The sequence below is a fragment of the Pseudomonas sp. F-14 TE3623 genome (genome assembly GCF_053629015.1).
Genome location: NZ_JBRJHM010000001.1, coordinates 4,853,448 through 4,877,590, shown reverse-complemented (window position 1 = coordinate 4,877,590; position 24,143 = coordinate 4,853,448). Strand labels below are relative to the sequence as shown.

Annotated in this window: 26 protein-coding genes; 15 read left to right on the top strand and 11 right to left on the bottom strand. The window is 60.6% G+C overall.

Going from position 1 to position 24,143, the window contains the following annotated elements:
- Position 1: 1 nt before the first annotated feature.
- Genes AB7M29_RS22710 through AB7M29_RS22695 form a run of 4 tightly spaced genes read right to left on the bottom strand, consistent with a single transcriptional unit; the run spans position 2 to position 3,550 of the window.
- Positions 2–1,180 (bottom strand): cytochrome D1 domain-containing protein, encoded by a 1,179-nt coding sequence (locus AB7M29_RS22710; RefSeq protein ID WP_217858539.1) that lies wholly within the window; start codon positions 1,178–1,180, stop codon positions 2–4.
- Positions 1,177–1,503, bottom strand: coding sequence for a c-type cytochrome (locus AB7M29_RS22705; protein ID WP_454248034.1), 327 nt, complete (start codon positions 1,501–1,503; stop codon positions 1,177–1,179). The genes AB7M29_RS22710 and AB7M29_RS22705 overlap by 4 nt, the downstream gene beginning before the upstream one ends.
- 16 nt (positions 1,504–1,519) lie before the next feature.
- Entirely contained in the window at positions 1,520–1,834 is a 315-nt protein-coding gene (locus AB7M29_RS22700; RefSeq protein ID WP_052964437.1) for a c-type cytochrome, read from the bottom strand.
- Between the two features lie 24 nt (positions 1,835–1,858).
- Complete coding sequence (locus AB7M29_RS22695; protein ID WP_454248033.1) at positions 1,859–3,550, bottom strand: cytochrome D1 domain-containing protein; 1,692 nt, start codon at positions 3,548–3,550, stop codon at positions 1,859–1,861.
- 208 nt (positions 3,551–3,758) lie between these two features.
- On the opposite strand from AB7M29_RS22695, the gene AB7M29_RS22690 reads away from it, so the two are divergent.
- The 6 genes from AB7M29_RS22690 to AB7M29_RS22665 all read left to right on the top strand — a co-directional run bounded on the left by AB7M29_RS22690 (position 3,759) and on the right by AB7M29_RS22665 (position 9,419).
- Complete coding sequence (locus AB7M29_RS22690) at positions 3,759–4,541, top strand: AAA family ATPase (protein ID WP_454248752.1); 783 nt, start codon at positions 3,759–3,761, stop codon at positions 4,539–4,541.
- Entirely contained in the window at positions 4,525–5,112 is a 588-nt protein-coding gene (locus AB7M29_RS22685) for a cytochrome c oxidase subunit 3 (RefSeq protein ID WP_454248032.1), read from the top strand. The genes AB7M29_RS22690 and AB7M29_RS22685 overlap by 17 nt, the downstream gene beginning before the upstream one ends.
- Before the next feature lie 11 nt (positions 5,113–5,123).
- Entirely contained in the window at positions 5,124–5,381 is a 258-nt protein-coding gene (locus tag AB7M29_RS22680) for a cytochrome C oxidase subunit IV family protein (RefSeq protein WP_454248031.1), read from the top strand.
- Between the two features lie 246 nt (positions 5,382–5,627).
- Positions 5,628–6,068, top strand: coding sequence for a c-type cytochrome (locus AB7M29_RS22675; protein WP_038982840.1), 441 nt, complete (start codon positions 5,628–5,630; stop codon positions 6,066–6,068).
- A 3-nt stretch (positions 6,069–6,071) separates the two neighbouring features.
- Complete coding sequence (locus AB7M29_RS22670; RefSeq protein WP_454248030.1) at positions 6,072–7,499, top strand: cbb3-type cytochrome c oxidase subunit I; 1,428 nt, start codon at positions 6,072–6,074, stop codon at positions 7,497–7,499.
- 78 nt (positions 7,500–7,577) lie between these two features.
- Positions 7,578–9,419 carry a VWA domain-containing protein gene (locus AB7M29_RS22665; protein ID WP_454248029.1) on the top strand — a complete coding sequence of 614 codons (1,842 nt, stop codon included), beginning with the start codon at positions 7,578–7,580 and terminating at the stop codon, positions 9,417–9,419.
- Between the two features lie 23 nt (positions 9,420–9,442).
- On the opposite strand, the gene AB7M29_RS22660 is transcribed toward AB7M29_RS22665, so the two are convergent.
- Together AB7M29_RS22660 and AB7M29_RS22655 are read right to left on the bottom strand one after the other, a co-directional pair.
- Positions 9,443–9,634: a protein DnrP gene (locus AB7M29_RS22660; RefSeq protein WP_217856517.1), complete on the bottom strand. Its 192-nt coding sequence runs from the start codon at positions 9,632–9,634 to the stop codon at positions 9,443–9,445.
- Between the two features lie 5 nt (positions 9,635–9,639).
- Positions 9,640–10,323, bottom strand: a complete 684-nt coding sequence (locus AB7M29_RS22655) for a Crp/Fnr family transcriptional regulator (RefSeq protein ID WP_217856464.1) — start codon at positions 10,321–10,323, stop codon at positions 9,640–9,642.
- Between the two features lie 617 nt (positions 10,324–10,940).
- Here AB7M29_RS22655 and AB7M29_RS22650 point away from each other — a divergent pair.
- Both AB7M29_RS22650 and AB7M29_RS22645 read left to right on the top strand, forming a co-directional pair.
- Positions 10,941–12,131, top strand: coding sequence for an NnrS family protein (locus tag AB7M29_RS22650; RefSeq protein ID WP_454248028.1), 1,191 nt, complete (start codon positions 10,941–10,943; stop codon positions 12,129–12,131).
- A 28-nt stretch (positions 12,132–12,159) separates the two neighbouring features.
- Positions 12,160–12,597, top strand: coding sequence for a hypothetical protein (locus tag AB7M29_RS22645; protein ID WP_454248027.1), 438 nt, complete (start codon positions 12,160–12,162; stop codon positions 12,595–12,597).
- Between the two features lie 75 nt (positions 12,598–12,672).
- Here AB7M29_RS22645 and ytfE read toward each other — a convergent pair whose 3' ends face one another.
- Positions 12,673–13,347 carry an iron-sulfur cluster repair protein YtfE gene (gene ytfE / locus AB7M29_RS22640; protein WP_008075057.1) on the bottom strand — a complete coding sequence of 225 codons (675 nt, stop codon included), beginning with the start codon at positions 13,345–13,347 and terminating at the stop codon, positions 12,673–12,675.
- 154 nt (positions 13,348–13,501) lie between these two features.
- Here ytfE and norR point away from each other — a divergent pair, with 154 nt between their 5' ends.
- The 7 genes from norR to ubiT all read left to right on the top strand — a co-directional run bounded on the left by norR (position 13,502) and on the right by ubiT (position 20,284).
- On the top strand, positions 13,502–15,031 hold the full coding sequence (gene norR / locus AB7M29_RS22635) for a nitric oxide reductase transcriptional regulator NorR (RefSeq protein ID WP_454248026.1): 1,530 nt from the start codon (positions 13,502–13,504) through the stop codon (positions 15,029–15,031).
- 78 nt (positions 15,032–15,109) lie between these two features.
- Positions 15,110–15,757: a pyridoxamine 5'-phosphate oxidase gene (pdxH, locus tag AB7M29_RS22630; protein ID WP_454248025.1), complete on the top strand. Its 648-nt coding sequence runs from the start codon at positions 15,110–15,112 to the stop codon at positions 15,755–15,757.
- Positions 15,758–16,004: 247 nt separating this feature from the next.
- Entirely contained in the window at positions 16,005–16,559 is a 555-nt protein-coding gene (gene moaB, locus AB7M29_RS22625; RefSeq protein WP_201060718.1) for a molybdenum cofactor biosynthesis protein B, read from the top strand.
- Positions 16,556–17,791, top strand: a complete 1,236-nt coding sequence (locus AB7M29_RS22620; RefSeq protein WP_454248024.1) for a molybdopterin molybdotransferase MoeA — start codon at positions 16,556–16,558, stop codon at positions 17,789–17,791. The genes moaB and AB7M29_RS22620 overlap by 4 nt, the downstream gene beginning before the upstream one ends.
- A 132-nt stretch (positions 17,792–17,923) precedes the next feature.
- Entirely contained in the window at positions 17,924–18,919 is a 996-nt protein-coding gene (gene ubiU, locus AB7M29_RS22615) for a ubiquinone anaerobic biosynthesis protein UbiU (protein ID WP_454248023.1), read from the top strand.
- Between the two features lie 10 nt (positions 18,920–18,929).
- Positions 18,930–19,820 carry a U32 family peptidase gene (locus AB7M29_RS22610; RefSeq protein ID WP_217856452.1) on the top strand — a complete coding sequence of 297 codons (891 nt, stop codon included), beginning with the start codon at positions 18,930–18,932 and terminating at the stop codon, positions 19,818–19,820.
- Positions 19,814–20,284 (top strand): ubiquinone anaerobic biosynthesis accessory factor UbiT, encoded by a 471-nt coding sequence (ubiT, locus tag AB7M29_RS22605; RefSeq protein WP_454248022.1) that lies wholly within the window; start codon positions 19,814–19,816, stop codon positions 20,282–20,284. The genes AB7M29_RS22610 and ubiT overlap by 7 nt, the downstream gene beginning before the upstream one ends.
- Positions 20,285–20,407: 123 nt before the next feature.
- On the opposite strand, the gene AB7M29_RS22600 is transcribed toward ubiT, so the two are convergent.
- The 4 genes from AB7M29_RS22600 to AB7M29_RS22585 form a co-directional block, all read right to left on the bottom strand.
- The gene (locus AB7M29_RS22600) at positions 20,408–20,806 is read right to left on the bottom strand and encodes a putative zinc-binding protein (protein ID WP_454248021.1); all 399 of its coding nucleotides are present in this window, start codon (positions 20,804–20,806) and stop codon (positions 20,408–20,410) included.
- A 74-nt stretch (positions 20,807–20,880) separates the two neighbouring features.
- Positions 20,881–21,555 carry a Crp/Fnr family transcriptional regulator gene (locus AB7M29_RS22595; protein ID WP_201060713.1) on the bottom strand — a complete coding sequence of 225 codons (675 nt, stop codon included), beginning with the start codon at positions 21,553–21,555 and terminating at the stop codon, positions 20,881–20,883.
- Between the two features lie 86 nt (positions 21,556–21,641).
- Positions 21,642–22,289 carry a two-component system response regulator NarL gene (narL, locus tag AB7M29_RS22590; protein WP_052964418.1) on the bottom strand — a complete coding sequence of 216 codons (648 nt, stop codon included), beginning with the start codon at positions 22,287–22,289 and terminating at the stop codon, positions 21,642–21,644.
- Positions 22,286–24,088: a HAMP domain-containing protein gene (locus AB7M29_RS22585; protein ID WP_217856444.1), complete on the bottom strand. Its 1,803-nt coding sequence runs from the start codon at positions 24,086–24,088 to the stop codon at positions 22,286–22,288. The genes narL and AB7M29_RS22585 overlap by 4 nt, the downstream gene beginning before the upstream one ends.
- Positions 24,089–24,143: the final 55 nt, after the last annotated feature.

The following is a 24,143-nucleotide window of genomic DNA, read 5'->3' as shown; positions in this document are numbered from 1 at the left end:
TTCAATAGCCCATTTTTTGCGCGCGACTGCTGAAGAAGATGCCGCTCGGCGCGGTGGCGGGAAGGGTGCTCAACTGCTTCAGGCTGTACGGGTCCCAGACTTGAACCTGATCGCCATCGCGTAACGACAGCCACAACTGGTCGCCGCGAGCGGTGAATTCCATGTGCAGCACCGCCGGCCCTGGTCGCAGATCGGCGACCACGGCGTGGGTTTCAGTGTCGATAACCTGTACCCGATCGTTGTCCGGGTAGGCGAAATTGACCCACAGCTGCCGACCGTCCGGCCGCGACGTGACGAACACTGGTTGGCCGGCAACGGGGATGGCAGCGCTCTGCTGCCACGTGCGCGAATCCATCACCAGCACCTGATGACGACCGACAGCGGGCACGAAGGCCTGGTGATCGGCGACGGCCCAGCCCTCCAGGTGCGGCATCTTGTAGACGGGCAATTTCGCCTGGCCACGACCGTAATCACCGAGCACTCGCTGCACCCCGCGCTCCGGATGCCAGAGGTCGAGTTGCGCCATGCCGTCTTCGCCGAACAGTCCGGCCATGTAATAGCGACCATCCGGGGTCACCAACGCGTCGTAGGGTTGCTGGCCGATCTCGGTGAAGCGGCTGATCTGTGGCGTGTTGCCCTGACTGAAATCGGCGGTCCAGATCTCGCCGGTATCGAACAGGCTGAACACAAAACGCTGACCGGGCGCGTCGACCAGGCCGACCACCCGTGAGCGCTTGCTGCCATCGGCCAGGGGCGTGGCCGGAATGTTGGCCACCAATTGCAGGGTTTCAGCATCGAACACCTTGACCCCGCCGGGCACGTAGTTGGACACGGCGATGAGTTTGCCGTCCTGACTGATCGCACCACCGATGCTGTTACCGCCCTGTATCACCCGTTGATCGATGCGTTGGGTCAGCAGGTCGATCTTGCTCAGCCCGCCGTCGCGGCCGAACACATAGGCATAACGCTGGTCGCGGGAAAACACCACCGAGGCATGGGACAGATCGCCCAAACCCTCGAGTCGGGCCAGTGCCGTGCGGGTGTCGCTTTCGATGATTTGCACGCTGCCGGTGGCGCGCTCCACCACCACGCCCAGATCGCCGGTACCACGCAACGGAGGCTGAACACACGCGGACAACAACAGCCCGGTCGCCGCTAAAAGCAGGGTTGATCGGATCATGGTGCGGGATATCCCTGGAGAAGAAGATCGACCAGCCAACGGATGTCGTCCTGGCTGAGCAGCGGAGCCCAACCGGGCATCGCGGTGCCGGGCCGGCCTTGGCTGACGGTAGCTATCAGGCTGTCCCTGGACTTGCCCGCCAGCGTTGCGCGGGTCAGGTCGGGACCCAGTCCGCCGGTCATGTGCAGCCCATGGCAGGCGCCGCAATCCTGGGCCAACAAGTGTTCGAGTTGTGCCTGACGCTTGGCGTCGGGCGCGGCAACCGCGGTTGCGCAAATGAGGAGGAGGGCCGCCAGAATCGCAGCGTGTCGATAAACCGTCATGACGCCCTCCAGTTGGCTATTTGAGACTCAGGACCCAGGTTGCAAGTGTCTTCGCTTCTTCATCCGTCACCGGATTGGCCGGCATTGGCATCGGGCCCCAATTGCCTTGCGTACCGTTCTTGATGTGGCTGGCCAGGGTGTCCACGGCCCCGGCCACGCCGGCGTTCTTGGCCGCGACATCCTTGAGCGCCGGGCCGACCAGCTTGGTGTCGATGGAATGGCAGGCGGCGCAGGGTTTGCTCTTGAACAGCTCCTGGCCGTCTTGGGCCATGGCCGGTTGCACGCTCAGCGCAGCGGTCAGGGCGAACAGTGAAAACAGAATATTTTTCATGGGGATTCCTTGCATTGATGGAGCTCAATAGATGTCGTGTTGGGTGTTGTAGACGTTGAATTTTCCGGTGGGTGTGATCAGTCGTTTGTCCTTTATGACTGATTTGAGCTTCAGCGTTTTGTCGTCGATCACTACCAGCGCCGATTCCTCTGACTGACCGCTCCATACGGAGAACCAGACTTCATCGCCGGCCTTGTTGTATTCCGGCTGTACCACCCGCATGGCGCCTTGCTTGATGCCGGCGTACTCGGCAATGGGCAGCACGGTGTAGCCGGCGTCGAGTTTGTCGATGTTGAACACCGCCACCGACTGGCTCAGCTTGGTGTCCGGGTTGAGGGTGGTGTCGACATACAAGTGACGGGAGTCAGGGTGGGTTTTGATAAACAGCGATCCACCGCCCTGGCCCTTGAGCGAGGCGACCTGTTTCCAGGCAAATTGCGGGTGTTTGATCGGGTCGGTACCGATCAGGGAGATGCCGTCATCGCCCAGGTGGCTGGTGGCCCAGACTGGCCCATAGGTCGGGTGGTTGAAGTTGGCGCCGCGCCCCGGGTGAGGGGTTTTGCCGACCTCCACCAAAGCTGCCAACTTGCGATCTTTGGAATCGATCACGGCGACTTTGTTGGAATTATTGGCGGCGGTCATGAAGTAGCGATGGGTGCTGTCCCAGCCGCCGTCATGCAGGAAGGGCGCGGCATCGATGTAGGTGATGGTGAGGTTTTTGATGTCCTGGTAATTGACCAGCATAACCTTGCCGGTTTCCTTGACGTTGACGATGAACTCCGGCCATTCGTGGGAGGCGATGATCGCCGCGACCCGGGGTTCGGGGTGATATTCCTGCTTGTCGACGGTCATGCCGCGGGTCGAGACGATCTGTTTGGGCTCCAGGGTTTCGCCATCCATGATGGTGAATTGCGGCGGCCAATAGGAGCCGGCGACGGTGTATTTGTCTTCGTAGCCCTTGAACTTGGAGGTCTCCACCGAGCGCGCCTCGATGCCCACTTTGACTTCGGCGACCTTGGTCGGCTCCACCGGCCACAGGTCGATCATGTCGATCCGCGCGTCTCGACCAATCACCAACAGGTAGCGACCCGAGGCAGAAATGCGCGAGATGTGCACCGCATAACCGGTCTCGATCAGCTTGACGATTTTCTTGCTGTCACCGTCGATCAGGGCAATCTTGCCGTCATCGCGCAACGTCACCGAAAACAGGTTGGGCAGGTTGAGTTTGCTCAGTTGCTTCTTCGGACGATCCTCAGGCTTGACCAGCACTTTCCAGGTTTTCAGCGTCTCGGCCATGCCCCATTCAGGCGGCGTTGGCGGTGCGTGCCGAATGAACTTGGCCATTGACGTGATCTGATCCTTGGTCAGCGCATTCGACGTCCCCCAGTTCGGCATGCCCGCCGGTGAACCGTAGGTAATCAACGCCTCCAGAAACGGTTGCCCGCGGGACAGGGTGATGTCCGGTGTCAGTGGTTTACCGGTGGCGCCTTTGCGCAGAACACCGTGGCAGCCGGCGCAGCGCTGGAAGTAAATTTCCTTGGAAGAGTCGAACTCGGCCTGACTCATGTCGGGCGCTCCGGCGGATTTGACCATCAGCGGGCTGGCCGCAGCGGCAGCGGGCTCTTCGGCCCGGGCCGCATGAGTCACCGCAAGGGCCAGCGCCGAACACAATGTGGCGACAGTCAGAGCAAACGTTTTTCTATTGCTGATCAGCATTCCATTTCTCCTCAGGCAAGACCTTTGCGATGTGCTGAAACGGCAGCGCAGAACGCAGGTTCTTAGTGCCGTGCAAGGCTATGCCCGAGCAGGCCAATGCTCGCTTGACCGCGATCAAGTTTGCCGACCATGTCACTTGCCAGGTTGTCGCAGGGGCCCGTAGCGTGTGGCTTGAATCCGCTTTTGGAACAGACAGCCCATGGACCGAATCCAGTCTTGCGAACCCTTCTATCAACCGCTCAATAATGAGGAGGCGCTGTTCGAGCAAGCCTGGCGACACGGCATGCCGGTGCTGATCAAAGGCCCGACGGGGTGCGGCAAGACCCGTTTCGTCCAGCACATGGTCCATCGGTTGAAACTGCCGCTGTACACCGTGGCTTGCCATGACGATCTGAGCGCTGCCGACTTGATTGGCCGCCATTTGATTGGTGCCCAAGGCACCTGGTGGCAGGACGGGCCACTGACCCGCGCGGTGCGTGAAGGCGGCATTTGTTATCTGGACGAAGTGGTCGAAGCGCGCCAAGACACCGTGGTGGTGTTGCATCCGCTGGCCGATGATCGTCGGGAGCTGTTCCTGGAGCGCACCGGCGAAGTGCTGCAGGCGCCACCGTCATTCATGCTGGTGGTGTCGTACAACCCCGGCTACCAGAACCTGCTCAAAGGCATGAAACCCAGCACCCGACAACGCTTCGTGGCGATGCGTTTCGGCTATCCGCCGGTGGCCGATGAAGAGCGCATTGTCGCCCGGGAAGCGCAGGTGGACAGCGCGCTGGCGGCGCAAGTGGTCAGGCTGGGGCAGGCCCTGCGAAGGCTGGATCAACATGACCTGGAGGAAGTCGCCTCGACGCGGTTGTTGATTTTTACTGCGCGAATGATCCGCTCCGGCATGAGCCCGCGTGAGGCGTGCATGGCCTGCCTGGCCGAGCCGCTGAGCGATGATCCGCTGACTGTTGCGGCGCTGATGGACGTGGTTGATGTCCACTTCGGCTGAGGCCAGACGCGTTGCGCCGGGTCACTTGCCGGGTGATCTGGCGATGTGGTTTTTCATTCTGGCCGAGCTGTCTGTGTTCGCCATCCTGATTCTGACGTTCGCCGTGACCCAGGCACTCAAACCGCAGCTGTTCGGTGAAAGCCGTCAGTTGCTCAACACATCTACCGGCCTGGCGATGACCCTGAGCCTGCTCACCGCCGGGCTGTTCGCCGCGTTGGCCCAGGAGCAAGTCAAGCGCTCCCGGTCTCGCCACGGCGCTATCTACCTGCTGGCAGCCTTGCTCGCGGCCAGTGTTTACGTGGTGTTGAAGATCACCGAATACCGGCACTTGCTGGCCACGGGGCTGGGCATGGAGCACAACACGTTTTTCACCCTCTACTGGATCCTTACCGGTTTTCATTTTCTCCATGTACTGCTCGGCATGGTCATCCTCGGATGGCTGGCCGAGCGTTGCCGTCGTGGCCTGTACAACGCGGCCAACCGCAGTGGGCTTGAATCGGGTGTGCTGTATTGGCACATGGTCGATCTGATCTGGGTGGTGTTGTTTCCGCTGGTCTACGTATTGAATTGACGGGGGTTCTGATGTCGGCTTCCAGGTTTTTGCTGGTCTGCTGGGCAGCGCTGGCCACGTTAAGCGTGTGCACGGTGGTGCTGGCACAGATGGGCGCGACGTGGCTGCTGTCGGTGGCCATTTTGCTGGTGGCGGTTGGCAAGGCCTGGCTGATTGCCGATGGCTTTATGGAAATGCGCCATGCCCCGCGATTGTGGCGGCGGTTGATGGTGAGCTGGGCGTTGGTGTTGGCAGCCGTTGTAGGGCTGACGCTGATGTCAATCGACTAAGGAATACAGTCTGTAGAACAGCACGATTCTAATGTGGGAGCGGGCTTGCTCGCGAAGGGGCCGGCACATTCAATATCCATGTTGACTGACACGCCGCCTTCGCGAGCAAGCCCGCTCCCACATTCGATCTCTGTCAGTCATACGATCTATACCCGACCAAAACCATCTGCCTTTCTTGATCGCCATCAAGCAGGTTTCAACCCTTCGCTTCCTATCATGGACGGGCCAAGCAAAGAGGAAGCGACCATGTCAGAGACCTTCACCAAAGGCATGGCCAGGAATATCTACTTCGGGGGAAGCATCTTCTTCTTCCTGATATTCCTGGCCTTGACCTATCACACGGAACAGACCTTTCCAGAGCGCAGCAATGAAGCGCAGTTAACCGAATCCGTGATCCGCGGCAAGACGGTCTGGGAGCAAAACAACTGCATCGGCTGCCACACGCTGCTGGGCGAGGGCGCCTACTTTGCGCCTGAGCTGGGTAACGTGTTCCAGCGGCGCGGCGGGGAGGCGGGCTTCAAACCCTTTCTGCATGCCTGGATGAAAATGCAGCCGCTGGGCGTACCGGGCCGGCGAGCGATGCCGCAGTTCAAGTTGAGCGAGCAGGAGGTGGATGACATCGCCGAGTTCCTCAAATGGAGTTCGAACATCAACACCAATGGCTGGCCGCCAAACAAGGAGGGCTAAGAGATGAGCATTGCTAATCCGCATCTGAAATTCGCCTCGCAAGCCGTGGCCAAACCGTACTTCGTGTTTGCCCTGATGCTGTTTCTCGGTCAGGTGTTGTTCGGTTTGATCATGGGTGTGCAATACGTGGTGGGAGACTTTCTGTTCCCGATCATTCCCTTCAACGTGGCGCGGATGGTGCACACCAACCTGCTAATCGTCTGGCTGCTGTTCGGCTTCATGGGCGCTGCCTATTACCTGATTCCGGAAGAGGCCGACCGCGAACTGCACAGTCCGAAGTTAGCGATCATTCTGTTCTGGGTATTCGCCGCCGCGGGCGTGCTGACGATCCTCGGCTATCTGCTGGTGCCTTATGCGGGCCTGGCCAAACTGACCCACAACGAGTTGCTGCCGACCATGGGCCGGGAGTTCCTGGAGCAGCCGACCATTACCAAGATGGGCATTGTGGTGGTGTGCCTGGGCTTCCTTTACAACATCGGCATGACCCTGCTCAAAGGTCGCAAGACCACCGTCAGCATGGTGATGATGACCGGGTTGATCGGCCTTGCGGTGTTCTTCCTGTTCTCCTTCTACAACCCCGGCAACCTGGCCCGCGACAAGTTCTACTGGTGGTGGGTGGTGCATCTTTGGGTGGAAGGCGTGTGGGAACTGATCATGGGTTCGATGCTCGCTTTTGTCCTGATCAAGATCACCGGTGTCGACCGGGAAGTCGTGGAGAAATGGCTGTACGTGATCATCGCCATGGCGCTGATTACCGGGATCATCGGCACCGGTCACCACTTCTTCTGGATTGGTGCGCCTGAGGTCTGGTTGTGGGTCGGCTCGATTTTCTCTGCACTCGAACCGCTGCCGTTCCTGGCCATGGTGATCTTCGCCTTCAGCATGGTGAAGAATCGTCGCCGGCAACACCCGAACCGCGCCGCCACACTGTGGGCCAAGGGCACTACGGTCACCGCGTTCTTCGGTGCGGGCGTCTGGGGTTTTCTGCACACCCTGGCACCGGTCAACTTCTACACCCACGGTTCGCAACTGACGGCGGCGCACGGTCACCTGGCCTTCTACGGTGCTTACGCGATGATCGTGATGACCTTGATCAGCTACGCCATGCCGCGTTTGCGCGGGTTGGGTGAAGCCGCTGACGAGCGTTCGCAGACCTTCGAAATCTGGGGCTTCTGGTTGATGACCCTGTCGATGGTGATGATCACGCTGTTCCTGACCGCTGCCGGTGTCGTCCAGGTTTACCTGCAACGCTGGCAGGCCGACGGGATTGCGTTGCCATTCATGTCCACGGTCGAACATCTGCAGGTGCTGTTCTGGGCGCGTCTGGGCGCCGGTCTCGGCTTCTTCGCAGGCTTGCTCTGTTACCTGTTCAGCTTCAAGCAACGTAGCCGCGCAGCCTTACGCGCCCCGGCTGCGGTTGTTCCTTCATGAACGAGTGCAATGGCTAGAAAAGGTCGGCCCGGCTGATACAGCGGGCCGTTTTTTTGGTTTCCGGGAAGGGCAAGCATCATGGCGTTTACCGTCGAACTGGAAGAGTGGGTAGGCAGTATCTGGCATCGTTTCATCACACGGCGTGCCAGCCCGGACTTCCCTGAAGCAAGGGTTGAACTGGCCAGCCAGCAACGCCTGCTGGCGCTGTTGTTTCGCGCCATGGGCGGTGCCAATGGCATCGGTGTGGAAGCCGCCAGCGACCGCGACCTGCTGCTGCGCCGAAACGTGTTGCAGCAGATCGCCGGCACCTGCAAACAAGTGCCGTTGGCGTGGTGTGACGCGAGTAATTTGCGGCTGCCATCGAGCCTGGCGGTCTTCCCTGAAGTCGCACTGAATGAGGAACTCTATCGCTGGCTCGCGTTGCTGGCGGCACAGGCCGGGCCGATGCGTCACTGGGGGCGGGACAATCAACGCTGGACGCAACAGTTGTTGCGACGCTATCCCGCGCTGCGTACTCGCTATAAACGTCTGGTCGATGCCCATCTGCAATTGCGCCCCGATCCGGCCTCATTGAACGCTAGCGAAGCGGCACTGGAACGGGCGTTATGCCAGGCGCTGCGCGAACCCGGCAGTGTTGAGCATTTCCCCCGCAGCGAACGGGCCGCGTGGCCGCTGCCGCTGTGGTTGTACCCGCCGCAAAACCTCGCCAGCCCGCAGGCTGCGGATCTGGGCGATGAATCCGAAGAGTCTTTGACCACGCCACCCGGCGAACAGAAAAGCGGGCGTAAACGCGCGACACGGATCGATGAAGGCAGCCGCGACGGCGGGTTGTTAATCGTGCGCCTTGAGAACCTGTTCAGTTGGACCGAGCACGTCGACCTGGATCGCTGGTCCGACGACAGCGAAAACCCGGACGCCGCCCGAGTCGCCGACGACCTGGATGAACTGACGCTGTCGCGCACCCGCCTGCGCAAGGGCGGCGGTCTCAAGTTGCACCTGGATTTGCCACCGGCCGATGTCGACGATATTCCCCTCGGCGAGGGCATCAAGTTGCCGGAGTGGGACTACCGTAAACAACAGATGCAGGACAGCTTCGTCAATCTGCAAATGATGGTGCCCCGCGACTGTGAGGCACAGCCATTGCCTTTACGGCTGAAGGCCTCGGCGCACCGCTTGCGGCGCCAATTCGAGCATCTGCGTAATGACCGCCAGTGGTTACGCCAGCAACCTCAGGGCTCAGAGCTCGACATGCAGGCCTGGCTGGATTTTCACGTTGAGCGCGAGCATGGCCAGTGTGCCGAACGCGGTCTGTTCATGGAGCAACGGCAGACCCGCCGCGACCTGGCGTGTCTGTTGCTGGCCGACGTGTCGATGTCCACCGACGCCCATCTGAACGATGAGCATCGCGTCATCGATGTCATCCGCGACAGCCTGCTGCTGTTCGGCGAAACCTTGTCGGTGCTGGGCGATGACTTCGCCCTGTACGGGTTTTCCTCGCTGCGTCGTCAGCAAGTGCGCATGCAGGAACTCAAGGCGTTCACCCAGCGTTATGACGACACCACCCGAGGTCGTATTCAAGGTCTCAAACCGGGGTATTACACGCGCATGGGCGCCGCCATTCGCCAGGCCACGCAACTATTGGGCACGAGCAAGCGGCGCAGCAAACTGTTGCTGCTGCTCACGGATGGCAAACCCAATGATCTGGATCTGTATGAAGGGCGCTACGGTGTTGAAGACACCCGCGAAGCGGTGCTTGAGGCGCGGCGTCAGGGGCTGACGCCGTTCTGTATCACGATCGATCGCGAAGCCGGGGATTACCTGCCGTACATGTTTGGCGCCAATGGCTACACCTTGATCCGTCAGCCTGAGCAGTTACCTCTGCGCTTGCCGCAGTTGTATCGTCAGCTGACTCAACCTTGAACCCCGGTTTGATCAACGCAGCATCAGCTGATGCTGCGCGGCAGCCAGAAAAACATCGTCACGCAGAAGATCGTCAGGCCGATGCAGAACCACATGAATCGGCGCTGCCGACGTTCTCCGGCGTGTTCGGCCAGTGCCGGCAGGGGCATGCCGCATTGGCGGCACTCGATTTCTTGGGGTGGGTTGGCATGTTGGCAATACAGGCAGACGGGCATGGCGCTCACTCGAACTGTTCCAGGCGCAGACGATCAAGAATGGCGATCTGACGGCCGTCCTGAGTGATGATGTTTTCATCGATCAAGCGGCGGATGATCCGCGAAAAGGTTTCCGGCTGGATCGACAGGTGCCCGGCAATCAGTTGCTTGGCCATCGGCAGCTCGAATTGGCTGTCTATGGTTTGCTGACGAACCAGTTGCGTCAGCAAATAACGTACGACCCGGTGGGTGGCGTTTTTCAGTGACAGGGTCTCGATTTCGTTGACCCGTTGATGCAAGCGAACGCAGAGCTTGCCCAGCAGTGCAAAGGTCAGCCGGCTGTTGCTCTGCAGCAGGCGCATGTAGGTGCTGTTGGATAAGCGGTAGAGCTGGGTGGGGCAGATCGCTTCGGCCGAGGCCACATAGTTCGGGGTGTCCATCAGCATCATCGCCTCGGCGAAAGTTTGCCGATCGCTGATGACCTCAAACACTTTCTCCTGCCCATCGGGTGTCAGCCGGTAGATTTTCACCGCGCCGGCAATGATGAAATAGAACGAATCGGCCGGCTCACCTTGACGGAACAACGGCTCGCCCTTGTCGATGCTCAGCAAGTGGCTGGTACTCATCAGTTCATCCAGCTGTTCTTCGTTCAACGGCTCGAACAAGTGATGACTGCGCAGAATCTGGTGATGGACGCGATGAAGCACCATGAGAATTCATCCTGAAGATAGAGAAGGGGATCAGGTCAGACGAGACCTAGAGAAACGCCGCTGGCCAGGGCCAGGATTGAGGTCAGCACAACAAACCAGGCCAGTGGCTGGATGACTTTTTTCATGACGACTCCGGGTAATCGAGAGGGATCCAGGATTTCTAAAAGGTTGCCCATGCTGAGCAAGACGCGGGCCAGGCTTGGAGGGCCCTGCTTATTGGGGTTCTCAGGCGTGAGGGTAAAAAAGACTATGCTGTGTAGGGTTTAAATAACCCTCAAATGGTCATTTTTACCCTGACGACCGATCACCTTTGTGGCGAGGGGGCTTGCCCCCGTTCGGCTGCGCAGCAGTCGTAAAACCGGCTGAGGGGTTCTATCTGACGCGCCGCGGATGCCGGTTTCAGGAGCGCTTCGCACTCCAACGGGGGCAAGCCCCCTCGCCACAGGGGCCATCATTCTCCTAGTCCAGACAGGTTCGAATGAGCATCGGGGCACGTCCCTTGCACACTTGATCTATGACAAAGGCAATGAATCGGTAATACCCGATGATTGCCCCTGGATTTACCTCGGCGCGTGCGGGTTGGCGCCAGGTCAGCAAACAGGTAGAGGAGTGGCTTTATGCAAGTGCTTGACCGCCGTAAAGCGATGGCAATCGCGCCGCTGTTACGGCTGGCCTTCCGGCCGTTTTTCCTCGCCGGCTGCCTGTTGGCGGTGCTGGCCATTCCGCTGTGGCTGGCGGCTTTTAGTGGTTCGATGTCCGACTGGCAGCCGGCAGGCGGTTGGCTGGGCTGGCATCGGCATGAATTGTTGTTCGGGTTCGGCTTGGCGATTATCGCGGGCTTTCTGCTGACGGCCGTGCAGACCTGGACCGGTCGCCCCGGCCTCAGCGGCAAACCGTTGGCCGCTCTGTCGCTGCTGTGGTTATTGGCGCGAGTGGCCTGGCTGGCCAATGTGCCGTGGCCGTTGCTCGCGGTGCTGGAGTTGGCGTTCCCGTTGGCGGTGGCGGTGCTCATGGGCTTCACCTTGTGGAAGGTGCGGCAGAAACGTAACTACCCGATTGTGGTGGTCTTGCTGTTGTTGGCCGTGGCCGACGGGTTGTCCCTGTACGGCCTGGTCGAGGGGCATGAAGGCTGGCAGCGTCAGGGCGTGCTGACCGGTATCTGGCTGGTGGCGGCGATGATGGGGTTGATCGGCGGGCGGGTGATTCCGTTCTTCACCCAGCGTGGCCTTGGTCGGGTGGAAGGCGTTGCCGCCTGGCCCTGGCTGGATCGACTGCTGTTGGTAGGTTCGCCGCTGGTGGCGTTGTTATATGCCGCAGGACCAGCGCTCAACCCCAATGTCTGGGTGGGCCTGCTGTTCGCGGTGCTGGGTGCGGGGCATCTGCTGCGACTGGTGCGCTGGCATGACCGGGCACTGTGGCAGGTACCGTTACTGTGGTCGCTGCACCTGGCTTATGGCTGGTTGGCGGTGGCCTGTCTCGGGATGGCGCTGTGGCATTTCGGCGTGCCGATCAATCCGAGCCTGGCGGTGCATTGCCTGACCATCGGTGCCATGGGCGGCCTGGTGCTGGCGATGATCGCCCGAGTCAGCCTGGGCCACACCGGCCGCGCACTGGAGCCGCCGTCGGGCATGACCCTGGCGTTCATCTTGCTCAACTTGGCGTGTCTGAGCCGGGTCGTGTTGATCGAGTTCTTTCCCTTGCCGGCATTGTGGTTGGCCGGTGTGTGCTGGGCGCTGGCGTTTGCGCTGTATGCCTGGCGCTACGGGCCGATGCTGCTGCGGGCCCGGGTCGACGGTCATCCGGGATGATCACGCGAACTGACAGAGGCGGGCGCTGATGTATCCCTTTTTACTGGTCACGCATTTGCTGGCAGCGATTGCCTTCATCGGCACACTGTTTTTCGAGGTGGTCATCTGGCATCGCGCGCGCCAGCAGTTGGCGGATCCCGCGCAAGCCACGGCGGATCAGGCGATTGCCGTGCGTTCGCGCAAAGTGCTGCATGGCGTGGTGCTGTTGTTGTATGGCGCCGGCATCGGCCTGGCGTGGCAGTACCGGGGCGCATTGAGTCAGCCGCTGGCCAGCAGCTTTGGTACGTTGCTGAGCCTGAAGATCCTGTTGGCCCTGAGCATCATCGGTCATTACTTGCTGTTGGCCTATTGGCTGACCCATGCGCGCCTGACCGCGACTCGCGCAAGCTGGATTCGCCGCAGCATCCTTGGGCACATGGTGTTGATCGTGATCCTGGCCAAGGCGATGTTCTATTGGCAGGGTTGATCATAAGCAGTCCCGGATAAACAAAACCCGCGTCAACCGATGGGCTGCCGCGGGTTGGGTGTGACTGGCGATCGATCAGTGACGAGGGTTCAGGGCGTTGATGAACAGCACGTTGTTTTCCAGATGGATGTGTTGCATCAGGTCGTCTTTGAATTCCAGCAGCCCGCGATAGAGCGCACGCCAGGTGTTACAGGCATCGGCAGGCGGGATGATGTGATTGGTCAGGGCGAGCATCTTCTCAAGTGCTTCGCCATGTTGATCATGTTCGAAGCGCAGCACCTGGATCGGCGGAGCCGCTTGAGCACCGATGCCTTGTTGCAGCATCGGGAACAGCACCTGTTCTTCCTTGAGCATGTGGCCTTCGAGTTCTTGTTGCATGTCGGTCAGGAGATCGGCCAGGCCGTTGGGGCAGCTGCTGCGCGCGCCATGGACTTGCTCGACGCGGCGGGCCAGACGGATCAGTTCCGGCAGTTGCTCGCGGTGACGGGCGTGGTAGCGCGCCAGAAGGTGGGCGATCAGCAGTTCCAAAGGTTCGTTGCGCCAGTCGTGCTGGGTTTCGCCGGCGTCTTGCAGAATGTTCAGAGCGTCGGCAATGAGGACCGGATCGAGGTTTTTGCCAAGGGCCGCTTCACGCAGGCTTTTATGCCCGCCGCAACAGAAGTCCAGTTTGAAGGTATGGAAGATTCGGGTGGCACCGGGAATGTCGCAGGCCAGTTGGCCGAGGCTTTGTTCCAATAGGGTCTGGCTCATCAGGGTTCCTTGTTTGGGTTTCAACGGTTCTCCAGGCTCATTGCATCCGGCATGCCATATTTAAGTGATTGAAAAACATGGATTAATTTTTAGTTGTGGTGATAGGCACCCTGACGCTTTAGGGTGAATCCAACCATAGAGGGTGATTACTACCATGCTGCGAGAAAGCCTGGCAGCCGACCTGATCGTCGAGTTGCCCAATGCCGTGCGGTTGCAACGATTGGTGCAGACCCTGCGCGAATACTTCAACAGTGGCGCCGTGGGCTTGTTGCGTCTGGATGACGACAGCCTCAGGCCGGTGGCGACGGTGGGGCTGGTTCATGAAGCGTTGGGGCGCCGGTTCGTCATTGCCCAGCATCCACGGCTGGCGGCAATCATGGCGTCGCGCGAGCCGACCTGGTTCGAACCCGACAGTCGCCTGCCAGACCCCTACGACGGCTTGCTCGACAATCACGTCGGCGAACCGCTGCCGGTGCATGACTGCATGGGCGTGAGTCTTTATGTCGAAGGACGGATCTGGGGCGCGATCACCCTCGATGCGCTGCACGCCGGGACCTTCGACAGTCGGGCGCGGGAGGAGCTCAAGCGCTGCACCTTGCAGATCGAAGCCGCCGTGCGGGTCACCCGTCTGGAACAGGAAAACCGTAGCTTGCGTCTGTCCCGCAGCGATCCCCAGGACTTGCGAATGCCGGTCGAGGAGGGCGAGATCCTCGGGCAGAGTGAGGTGCTGCATCAATTGCTCAATGAGCTGGATGTACTGGCCGACTCCGATCTGCCGGTATTGCTGTTGGGCGAGACCGGCGTCGGCAAAGAGCTGTTCGCCCGGCGCTTGCATCGTCTTTCACGGCGCCACCACAAACCGCTGATCCACGTTAACTGCGCCGCTTTGCCGGAGTCGCTGGCAGAGAGTGAGTTGTTCGGGCATGTCAAAGGCGCGTTTTCCGGCGCCACCAGTGACCGTGCCGGACGCTTCGATGCCGCCAACGGAGGCACGCTGTTTCTCGATGAAGTCGGGGAACTGCCCTTGAGCGTGCAAGCGAAGTTACTGCGCACCCTGCAGAACGGTGAGATCCAGCGCCTCGGCGCCGACAAGCCGCTGCACGTCGATGTGCGGATCATCGCCGCCACTAACCGGCATCTGCCGGACAGCATCCGCGACGGTTTTTTTCGCGCCGATCTGTATCACCGGCTCTCGGTGTATCCGGTGCCGATTCCGCCCCTGCGCGAGCGCGCTAACGATGTGTTGATGCTGGCCGGGCATTTCCTTGAACTCAATCGGGCGCGGCTCGGCCTGCGTGGTTTGCGCCTGTCGCCGGCGGCCGAACGCGCGCTGCTGCTTTATACCTGGCCGGGCAATGTACGCGAACTGGAACACGTGATCAGTCGGGCGGCGTTGAAGCAGCTCAGTCGTGGGACGAGTCGCGCGTTGATCATGACGCTGGAGCCTGAAATTCTCGATCTCGACAGTGCGATGGCGGCATCGGGGACGGTGGTCGAACCATCCCCGGACGTTACGGCTGATCTGCCGTTCCAGCCCTTGGGCGAAGCCGTCGACGATTACCAGCGCAAGAAAATCCTCCAGGCCCTGAGCCTGTCCGGGGAAAACTGGGCCAGCGCCGCGCGAATCCTGGAAGTCGACCCCAGCAACCTGCACAAACTGGCGCGGCGGCTGCGTCTCAAGTAGGCGACAGTGTTGATGGCGGTCAAGGTGGCTTTGCGCAGTGCCTCGCACACTGCGTAAAACCTTCCGGAGATCACCGTCATGCCGCTTTCCCTGGCTCAGATGCGCCGTAACTACACCCTTAATGGCTTGCAAGATGAGGCTGCGCTGGACGATCCGCTGGCGATGTTTCGGCAGTGGTTGCAACAGGCCCGCGACACCGAGTGCGCACCTGTCGAGGCCAATAGCATGGTGCTGGCGACGGTCGACCTTGAAGGACGGCCGCACTGTCGGGTTCTGCTGCTCAAGGGGTTGAGCGATGAAGGCTTTACTTTTTTCGGCAACTACCAGAGCGACAAGGGTCAGCAACTGGCCGCTAATCCCTATGCCGCGATGACGTTTTTCTGGCCGGGACTGGAGCGTCAGGTGCGTATCGAAGGGCAGGTGTCCAGACTCGATCCGGCGTTGTCGGATGCGTACTTCGATTCTCGTTCCATGGCCAGTCGCCTGGGGGCCTGGGCTTCACCGCAGAGTCGCCCGCTGGCCAGTCGTGCAGCGCTGGAATCCATGCTGGCTGAAACCATCAAACGCTTCGTTGGCCAGACCGTGTCGCGTCCCGAGCATTGGGGCGGCTACTGCCTGCGCCCTGAACGTCTGGAGTTCTGGCAGGGGCGGGCTGACCGTTTGCATGATCGACTCGACTACCGTTTGCGCGATGGTTTGTGGAAGCGAAGCCGGTTGGCGCCTTGAGCCCCATTGCGCAGAACCTGTAGCGACGGAGGACAATGTGGGAGCGGGCTTGCTCGCGAATGCGGTGTGTCAGTCGACATTAATGTTGTTTGACACACTGCATTCGCGAGCAAGCCCGCTCCCACAGGTCTTTGTGCCTGAGCATTCTACTTATGTCCCCGACGAGGTACCTCCTTGGAGGAATTGGCTCGCTCGCTATTCCGGTTCAGGCTTCGGGCCATACCCTCATCTACGGGAAGACCTGGATATGGCCCATCTGGCGCAACGCACGTTTGAACCCCTGAACATCGCCGTACTGACCATCAGCGATACGCGCACTTTTGACACCGACACTTCGGGGCAGACCCTGACGGATTTGCTGCAAACAGCCGGGCATGTGTTGATCGATCGCGATCTGGTCAAAGACGACATTTATCAGATCCGCGCTACCGTTTCCCGGTGGATCGCCGACCCCAAGGTGCAAGTGGTTTTGATGACCGGCGGCACCGGTTTCACCGCTCGCGACAACACACCGCAAGCGGTCTTGCCATTGCTGGACAAACATGTGGAAGGCTTCGGCGAACTGTTCCGGCAGGTGTCTCTGGAGGAGATCGGCATGTCCAGCCTGCAGTCCCGGGCACTGGCCGGCATGAGTAACGGCGTGCTGGTGTGCTGCGTTCCAGGCTCGCCGGGTGCCTGCCGGACGGCCTGGAACAAGATCCTCCTCGAACAGTTGGACAGTCGCACCGGCCCGTGCAATTTCGCCCCGCATTTGAAACCGCAAGCACAGCGGATCATCGACGCCTGCGGGACGCGCACATGACTGGCCGGGTGTGCGACATCGGCAACCTGATGCCTGTGGACGAGGCCATCAGCCGTCTGCTGGACCAGGCACCGCCGCCGCCTCTGGCGCAAATGGTTCGTCTGGATCAAGCCATGGGGCGGGTGCTGGCGGCGGATGTTCATTCCCCGGTGAACCTGCCGGCCTGGGACAACAGTGCCATGGACGGCTATGCCCTCAGGGCGGCTGACCTGCCCCAGGCGGGTGGCTTTTTGGCGATTGGCGGGCGCATTGCGGCGGGGGATCAAGCGTGCTCGCCCTTGCTCGCGCAGCAGGCGGTGCAGATTTTTACCGGCGCGCCATTGCCACCGGGCTCCGATACCGTGGTGCCGCAAGAGCGCTGCCGGGTCGAGGGCCAGCGCGTCTGGTTCCCGCCTGTATCCGTTGGTGATCATGTGCGCAAGGAGGGTGAGGAAGTTCGCCGCGGGAATCTGTTGCTCAAGGCCGGCAAACGCCTGCGCGCACAAGAACTGGGGTTGCTGGCTGGCGCTGGTATCGCGCGGGTCGAGGTCTATCGGCCGTTGCAGGTGTGCCTGCTCAGCAGCGGTAATGAACTGCGTGAGCCGGGCGATGCCTTGGCGCCGGGGCAGATTTACAACAGCAACCGGTATTGTCTCGCCGCGTTGTTGCGCGGCTGGGGCGTCGAGGTGCACGACTATGGCGTCATGGTCGATGAGTTGGCGGCCAGCCGGCATGCCTTGAGCCTGGCGTCTTCGGAATGCGATCTGCTGCTCAGCTCCGGTGGCGTGTCGGTGGGCGAGGAAGATCACCTCAAACAGGCGATCGAGGAACTGGGCAACGTGGATTTCTGGCGGCTGGCCATCCAGCCGGGCAAGCCACTGGCCTTTGGCGAAGTGGCCGGTAAACCGTGGATCGGCATGCCGGGAAATCCTTCGGCGGCGCTGATCACCGCGTTGGTGGTGGTGCGTCCGTTCCTGCTCAGGGCCCAAGGCGTGACTGACGTGCTGCCGGTGCCGTTGGCCGTGCCCGCCGGGTTCGACTGGTTGCAACGTAACAAGCGTCGGCAGTACCTGCGGGCCAGATTGACGCCCGGCGCCGACGGCCAGTTGAGCGTGGAACTGCACCCTCAGCAAAGCTCGGCCATGTTGACCGCCGCGTGCTGGGCCGATGGGCTGGCGGTGATCGAGTGCGATCAGCAAGTGCTCAAGCACGACAACGTGATGTTCCTGTCCTTCGCCGACCTGATGCATTGATGGCAATTGATTGCCGTCAAGGCCGTGCCTGCCGGTCTGGCTAGACTGGCAGCGCCTTTTTCGATCGCCCCGGACCTTTGCGTCATGGGCATCAGGCGATGGCCCGGATGCGTTTTTTCATGAGGATTACCCATGCAACTGGTCTGCCCGGCAGGGAACCTGCCTGCGCTTAAAGCGGCGGTGCGCCAAGGCGCCGATGCCATCTATGTCGGCTTTCGCGATGACACCAACGCCCGGCATTTCGCGGGGCTGAACATGGACGACAAACAGTTCGACGCCGCGGTCGCCCATATCCGTCAGCATCAACGAAAACTCTACGTCGCGGTCAACACGTACCCGCAACCCAAGGGTTGGGAGCGCTGGCAGCGAGCGGTGGATCGCGCCGCTGATTTCGGCGTCGATGCGCTGATCGCCGCCGACCCCGGGGTGCTCAACTACGCCAGTCAGCGGCATCCACAACTGGCGTTGCACCTGTCGGTCCAGGGCTCGGCGACCCATGCCGCGGCGCTGGAGTTTTATGCGCAGCGCTATGGCATTCGCCGCGCGGTGCTGCCGCGGGTGTTGTCGTTGGCGCAAGTACGCCAGGTCGCCGCCAGCAGCCCGGTGCCCATCGAAGTCTTTGGCTTCGGCAGCTTGTGCATCATGGCCGAGGGGCGTTGCCATCTGTCTTCCTACATTACCGGCGAGTCGCCGAACCTGTGCGGTGTCTGTTCGCCGGCCAAGGCGGTGCGCTGGAGCGAAGACGCCGAAGGCTTGAACGCACGGCTCAGCGAAGTGCTGATCGATCGCTACACCCCTGACGAACCGGCCGGTTACCCGACCTTGTGCAAGGGCCGTTTCCTGGTCGGCGGCAAACGCTTTCATGCGCTGGAGGAGCCCACCAGTCTCGACACCCTGGACTTGCTGCCGGAACTGACGGCCATCGGCGTCGAAGCGGTGAAAATTGAAGGCCGCCAACGCAGCCCGGCCTATGTCGAACAAGTCACCCGCGTCTGGCGCGCGGCACTGGACGCCCATCGTGGCGCGCCGGGCAGTTTTCGGGTCAAGGAGGAATGGCGTCAGGTGCTGGCCGGTTTGTCCGAAGGCAGCCAGACCACTCTGGGTGCTTATCATCGATCATGGCAATGAGGGATTCGACATGAAACTCAGCCTGGGACCGGTTCTGTTTTATTGGGACAAAGAGCAACTCAGCAACTTTTACGCCGAGATGTCGGCCTTGCCCCTGGACGTGATTTATCTGGGGGAAACCGTGTGCTCGAAACGCCGGGCCTTTTCGCTGGATCAATGGCTGGGGTTGGGACGCGAGTTGCAGGAATGCAGCCAGGCGCAACTGGTGCTTTCCAGTCTGACGCTGATCGAAGCGGCGTCCGAACTCTCCAGCCTGCGCCGGCTGTGCGACAACGGCCAATTGCTGGTGGAAGCCAACGACATGGGCGCGGTGCAATTCCTGGCTGAGCGCAAGTTGCCGTTCGTGGGCGGCCCGGCCCTCAATCTGTACAACGGTCATGCGCTGGCGCAATTGCTCGACAGCGGAATGACCCGCTGGGTGCCGCCTGTGGAATGTTCAGCGGCGCTGATTAGTGATGTGATCGAACAGGTACGCGAACTGGGCCGTGCAGTGCCGGAAGTTGAAATTTTTGCGTATGGGCATTTGCCGTTGGCCTATTCCGCACGCTGCTTCACCGCCCGTGCGGAAAACCGGCCCAAGGATGACTGCCAGTTTTGTTGCATCAACTACCCCGACGGCCTGGCGCTGACCAGTCAGGAAGGGCAGGCGCTGTTCACCATCAACGGTATTCAGACAATGTCGGCCGAGGTGACCAATCTGCTGGCCGATTACTCCGGGCTGGTGGCCTGCGGCGCCGATCTGTTGCGCTTGAGCCCTCGTGCTCAGGGCATGGCCGAAGTGGTCGCTGCCTATCAACGGGTTCGTCTGGGCGAGACACCGCCGCTGTTTGTAGAAGGGTGCAATGGTTATTGGCATGGCCAGGCCGGCATGCTGCGCGTCGAGGAGGTCGGCCTGTGTTGAATCGAAAAAAGTGGCTGTTGAAAGGTGCCGACCGGTTGTTGCCGCTGGTGCGCCGGGTGCCTTTTTCCGTGCAGCGCCTGGCGTTGCAACAGGCGCTGAATCGTTACCTCGCCGAGCCGTTGCGCGATGGTGAGTTCGAGGTTTTGCGTGGGCGTTGGTTGTGTTTGCGGATTCCTGATCTGGGGTTGTCCTGGTACTTGACTCTCAGCGGTAAAGGGCTGCGGATTGCCGAGCACGCCGTGGCGCATGTGACGATCAGTGGTAATTGGCGGGAGTTTTTATTGCTGGCGAGCCGTCAGGAAGATCCGGATACACTGTTCTTTCGCCGGCGTTTGGTGATTGAGGGTGATACGGAGTTGGGGTTGGCGTTGAAGAACCTGATCGACAGTCTGGATCCTGATGTGTTGCCTGTGTGGTTGTGGCGCAATCTGGAGCGGGCGGGGAAGGGGTTGGCGGCAGGATGACCGACACAGATTAAGTGTGGGAGCGAGCCTGCTCGCGATGAGGCAGGTACATTCAACATTGATGTCGACTGACACTCCCTTATCGCGAACTGGCTCGCTCCCACATTGGATTTTTGTTGTTCTTCAGGCCATCGTTTCCCGGCGGCTTTCATGCTGGCGAGCATCACTGGCAATCAACTGCCTGATCCCTTCAAACAACTCATCACTCTGCGCCTGCGTGCAATCCTCACCATGGCGTTTACGCAGCCCGTAATGACTGAGAATCAGGTGCACATCAGCATGCAGGCCATGTTGCTTGAGGCAGTTTTCAACGCATTGCAACGGGCAGCCATCCAGCGCGAAGATCCGGCGCCCCGAGCGCGCTTTGTTGACCAGCGCCGCCACATGCCCGCCGACACCGGCGATGCAGGACATTTCAGCCAGGCCGCTGCGGTCCAGTCGCACGGCCAGGGTGTTGGCCAGTTGGGCGACGTTGGAGCAACCTGAGCAGGAGTAAACCAAAGGCAGGGTTGAACGGGGCATTTGTACTCTCCGTGGATGGACGCTGCCAGTGTGCAAGGCGCGTGGCATTGCGCCTTGATGACGGTCAATTCCGACTATTGGAAAGCCGCCAGCTCTTCTTCAGCGAGAATGCTGATATGGCGACGCTCCATGGCGATCAGGCCGCACTCCACCAGGCGATGCAAAATCCGCGAGAAGGTTTCCGGTTGAATCCCCAGCTTCGACGCCACCAGGCGTTTGGACACCTGCAAGACAATCTGGCCGGTGACCGGGTGGCGTTCCTGGAACAGAAAATTGATCACCCGACGGCTCGCACTGGCCATGGTCAAGGTATCGATGTCGCGCAGACGCAGGTGCAGGTGAACGCTCATGCTCGCGAGGATCGCCAGGCAGACTTTCGGCTGGTCCTCCAGGGCATTGCGGTAATGGTTGCCCTCGATACTCACCAGCACGCTGTCCTTCAGCGCGGTGGCGCTCACCGGGTAGAGCCGGGCCTGGCTGAACAGCAAGGCTTCGGCAAAGGTCTGGCCGGGCTGGATGATCTCCACCAGGTTCTCCTGGCCTTCGCCGGTGAGCCGGTACAACTTGACCTGGCCGCTGACCAGCAGGAAAAAACGCTTGGCCGGATCCCCTTGATGCATGAGCGTGCTGTGACAACTCAGGCGCTTGAGCATGGCCAGGTTGCAGACTTCCTCGAAGACTTTCTCCGGCAGTTGGCTGAACAGATGATGACGACGCAACGTTAAAACGATGGAAGGGTGGGTCAGCATGGCGTACCTCCGCTGACCGTCATAGTAGAGAGCGCAGGCCAATTGACCTATGCCTCTGCAGGCCTACCTCCAAGGAGGGATGCCCGTCAGCCCGCACTGCGCAGATGCTCCATGGCCCACACTGCCGCCTCCACCCGCGAGCGCAAGCCGAGTTTGTGCAGCAGGTTTTTCACGTGGACCTTGACCGTCCCTTCGGTGATGCCCAGCTTGTGCCCGATGACCTTGTTGCTGAAGCCGCTGGCGATGGTTTTCAACACCTGACGCTCACGCTCGGTCAGTTCCACCACGGCCTGGCGCGGCGGCGAGCGCAGCGCCTGGGCCATGACTTGAGTCAGGCCGGGGCTAATGACCAAGGCGCCGTTCAAGGCATCGCGGATGTACTGGATCAACAGTTCGGGTTCCATGTCCTTGAGCAGATAACCGTCGGCATCCAGCCGTAGTGCGTCGCGAATATCGTCTTCGGCGTCCGACACAGTGAACAGCAGCACTTTGCCGGTGTAGTGCATCGCCCGTAATCGGCGCAGGGTTTCGATGCCATTCATTTGCGGCATGTTGTTGTCGAGCAAGACCAGATCCGGTCGAAGCGGCTCAATCAGGCCGAGTGCTTCTTCACCCTGGCTGGCTTCGCCGACGATCAGGAAATCATCTTCGAGTTCGAGCATCTGACGAATGCCGTGACGCATCATCGGATGGTCGTCTACCAGCAGGATTCTGTGTTGCGGGGACGGGGTCATGTGACGCTACCTTCTGTTTGCTGCCCGAGAAATTCCGGGTGGAATTCCAGCTGGACACGGGTGCCTTGGGGTTCCCTGGAGATGATCTGCAGCTGGCCGTGCAAGCTGCGAGCCCGCTCATCCATGATGTTCAGGCCGTGGTGTTCGCGTTGATCGACATTGCCGCTGAAGCCGCGACCGTCGTCTTCGACCGACAGCCTGACCGTCTCGCCGTCCTGGCGCAGTTGTAGCCAGGCGTTTTGCGCATGGGCGTGGCGCAAGCAGTTGGAGAGCGCCTCGCGGGTGATCTGCAGAATATGTATTTGTTCGCTGGCCGATAGCTGAAAGGCCAGCGTGTCGACGTGCAGATGCACCTGAAACTCCCCGCGACGGGAAAATTCCTCGGCGGTGTCCTTGAGTTCCTGCACCAGTCCCGCGTCGTGAATCTGCAAACGAAAAGTCGTCAGCAACTCGCGTAACTGGCGGTAGGCATTGTTCAGTCCCTCGCGCAATTCGGCGGTGACGGTTTCCAGGGTCTGGACCGGTTCGCCCCGGCGCATCAGGGTCTGCATGCGGCTGACTTGCAGCTTCATGTAGGACAGGGCCTGGGCCAGTGAATCGTGCAGCTCGCGGGCGATGATCGTGCGTTCTTCGAGCAGCAGCAGGCGATGATCCTGTTCCCGTTGGCGCTTGAGCGACAGTGAGGTGCCGATCAGGTTGGCCAAGGCCTGGATCAGTCGGGTTTCCCAGGCTTGCATGGAATGCCCGTCGACAAAGTGCGCCTTGAGCTCACCCAGTTCACTGCCCTGGTTGCTGATGCTGAAGGCTTGCGGATTGGCTTTATGGTGCTTCTGGCAAGTAGCGCAGTCGCTACTGGCGCAGACTTCGCGGATATTCGCGCCATGCAGGGCCAGTAGCTGTTGGGCCGGTGCCTGCAGTTGGCCTTGCAGACACAGCGACAGGCGCAAGCCGGGCAGGCGTTGCTGGAAGCGTCGAATCAATTCATCGAGGCCTTCGGCATTGGCCAGGCGTGTGGCCAGGCTTCGGCTGCTTTGATACAGAAGCTCCAGGGCGGCATTGGCTTGTTGCAGGTTCAGGGTTTTTTGCCGGACCTGACTTTCCAGAGTGCGGTGCGACTCTTCGATCGTTTCGGCCATGGTGTTGAAACTGGTGGCCAACTGGCCCAGCTCGTCCTGGGACTGATGGTTGACCCGCACCTTGAAGTCGCCGCGACGAAAGCGCTGGGTTGCGTCCACCAACTCCTTGAGGGGCGTGACGACACCGTACTGCAACTCGTACAACCCGATCAGCAGGACAATCATGGTGGTGAACAAGGCCATGCCCTGGATCGCCTGTTGCCAGCCCTGCTTTTGTTCACTTTGACGCTGCAACAGATTGACGAACTGGTTCAGTTGCTCAACGAAGGAATGAGCCTGGACTTGAAAGGCTGCCGCATCACCGCGCTCAAGTGCCGGGCGTAAATCCTCGTTCCATTGTTGCTGGATTTGCCCATAGCTGACTTGCAGGGCGGCGGTCGGGCCATCTTCCAGCACGGCCTTGAGTGACTGGCTGGTGAGACGGGTTTGCAGGCTGTCGGTGATAGCGGCGATTTCTGAGGGCGTTGCCCCCGCGGCCAGTTTCCAGCTCAGGTGATAGGTCTCCATGCGCACCGAGCCTGCGGTGTTGATGGCGGCGGCATCGCCCTGGCTGAACCAGGCGATCAGCCCGGCGCTCAACGAACTGGCGAGCGCCAGCACGGCGATCAGGATCACCGCCAGCCCGGCGCGAGCGGGCAGGGAGCTGCGCAACCAGCGCATCATCGGCGCAGGTTCGGGGAAAAGATCAGAAAACAAAGCATGCAAAGTTCCAGCGTGG

Bases quoted from the DNA above. Each gene is read 5' to 3' on its own strand.
- AB7M29_RS22665 (WP_454248029.1), top strand. From the start codon at position 7,578: ATGGCGTTTACCGTCGAACTGGAAGAGTGGGTAGGCAGTATCTGGCAT.
- AB7M29_RS22645 (WP_454248027.1), top strand. From the start codon at position 12,160: ATGTATCCCTTTTTACTGGTCACGCATTTGCTGGCAGCGATTGCCTTC.
- AB7M29_RS22660 (WP_217856517.1), bottom strand. From the start codon at position 9,634: ATGCCCGTCTGCCTGTATTGCCAACATGCCAACCCACCCCAAGAAATC.
- AB7M29_RS22610 (WP_217856452.1), top strand. From the start codon at position 18,930: ATGAAACTCAGCCTGGGACCGGTTCTGTTTTATTGGGACAAAGAGCAA.
- AB7M29_RS22685 (WP_454248032.1), top strand. From the start codon at position 4,525: ATGTCCACTTCGGCTGAGGCCAGACGCGTTGCGCCGGGTCACTTGCCG.
- AB7M29_RS22600 (WP_454248021.1), bottom strand. From the start codon at position 20,806: ATGCCCCGTTCAACCCTGCCTTTGGTTTACTCCTGCTCAGGTTGCTCC.
- AB7M29_RS22705 (WP_454248034.1), bottom strand. From the start codon at position 1,503: ATGACGGTTTATCGACACGCTGCGATTCTGGCGGCCCTCCTCCTCATT.
- norR (WP_454248026.1), top strand. From the start codon at position 13,502: ATGCTGCGAGAAAGCCTGGCAGCCGACCTGATCGTCGAGTTGCCCAAT.
- AB7M29_RS22675 (WP_038982840.1), top strand. From the start codon at position 5,628: ATGTCAGAGACCTTCACCAAAGGCATGGCCAGGAATATCTACTTCGGG.
- pdxH (WP_454248025.1), top strand. From the start codon at position 15,110: ATGCCGCTTTCCCTGGCTCAGATGCGCCGTAACTACACCCTTAATGGC.
- AB7M29_RS22700 (WP_052964437.1), bottom strand. From the start codon at position 1,834: ATGAAAAATATTCTGTTTTCACTGTTCGCCCTGACCGCTGCGCTGAGC.
- AB7M29_RS22620 (WP_454248024.1), top strand. From the start codon at position 16,556: ATGACTGGCCGGGTGTGCGACATCGGCAACCTGATGCCTGTGGACGAG.
- AB7M29_RS22585 (WP_217856444.1), bottom strand. From the start codon at position 24,088: ATGATGCGCTGGTTGCGCAGCTCCCTGCCCGCTCGCGCCGGGCTGGCG.
- AB7M29_RS22655 (WP_217856464.1), bottom strand. From the start codon at position 10,323: ATGGTGCTTCATCGCGTCCATCACCAGATTCTGCGCAGTCATCACTTG.
- AB7M29_RS22670 (WP_454248030.1), top strand. From the start codon at position 6,072: ATGAGCATTGCTAATCCGCATCTGAAATTCGCCTCGCAAGCCGTGGCC.
- AB7M29_RS22595 (WP_201060713.1), bottom strand. From the start codon at position 21,555: ATGCTGACCCACCCTTCCATCGTTTTAACGTTGCGTCGTCATCATCTG.
- AB7M29_RS22710 (WP_217858539.1), bottom strand. From the start codon at position 1,180: ATGATCCGATCAACCCTGCTTTTAGCGGCGACCGGGCTGTTGTTGTCC.
- AB7M29_RS22695 (WP_454248033.1), bottom strand. From the start codon at position 3,550: ATGCTGATCAGCAATAGAAAAACGTTTGCTCTGACTGTCGCCACATTG.
- ytfE (WP_008075057.1), bottom strand. From the start codon at position 13,347: ATGAGCCAGACCCTATTGGAACAAAGCCTCGGCCAACTGGCCTGCGAC.
- AB7M29_RS22680 (WP_454248031.1), top strand. From the start codon at position 5,124: ATGTCGGCTTCCAGGTTTTTGCTGGTCTGCTGGGCAGCGCTGGCCACG.
- moaB (WP_201060718.1), top strand. From the start codon at position 16,005: ATGGCCCATCTGGCGCAACGCACGTTTGAACCCCTGAACATCGCCGTA.
- AB7M29_RS22650 (WP_454248028.1), top strand. From the start codon at position 10,941: ATGCAAGTGCTTGACCGCCGTAAAGCGATGGCAATCGCGCCGCTGTTA.
- narL (WP_052964418.1), bottom strand. From the start codon at position 22,289: ATGACCCCGTCCCCGCAACACAGAATCCTGCTGGTAGACGACCATCCG.
- ubiU (WP_454248023.1), top strand. From the start codon at position 17,924: ATGCAACTGGTCTGCCCGGCAGGGAACCTGCCTGCGCTTAAAGCGGCG.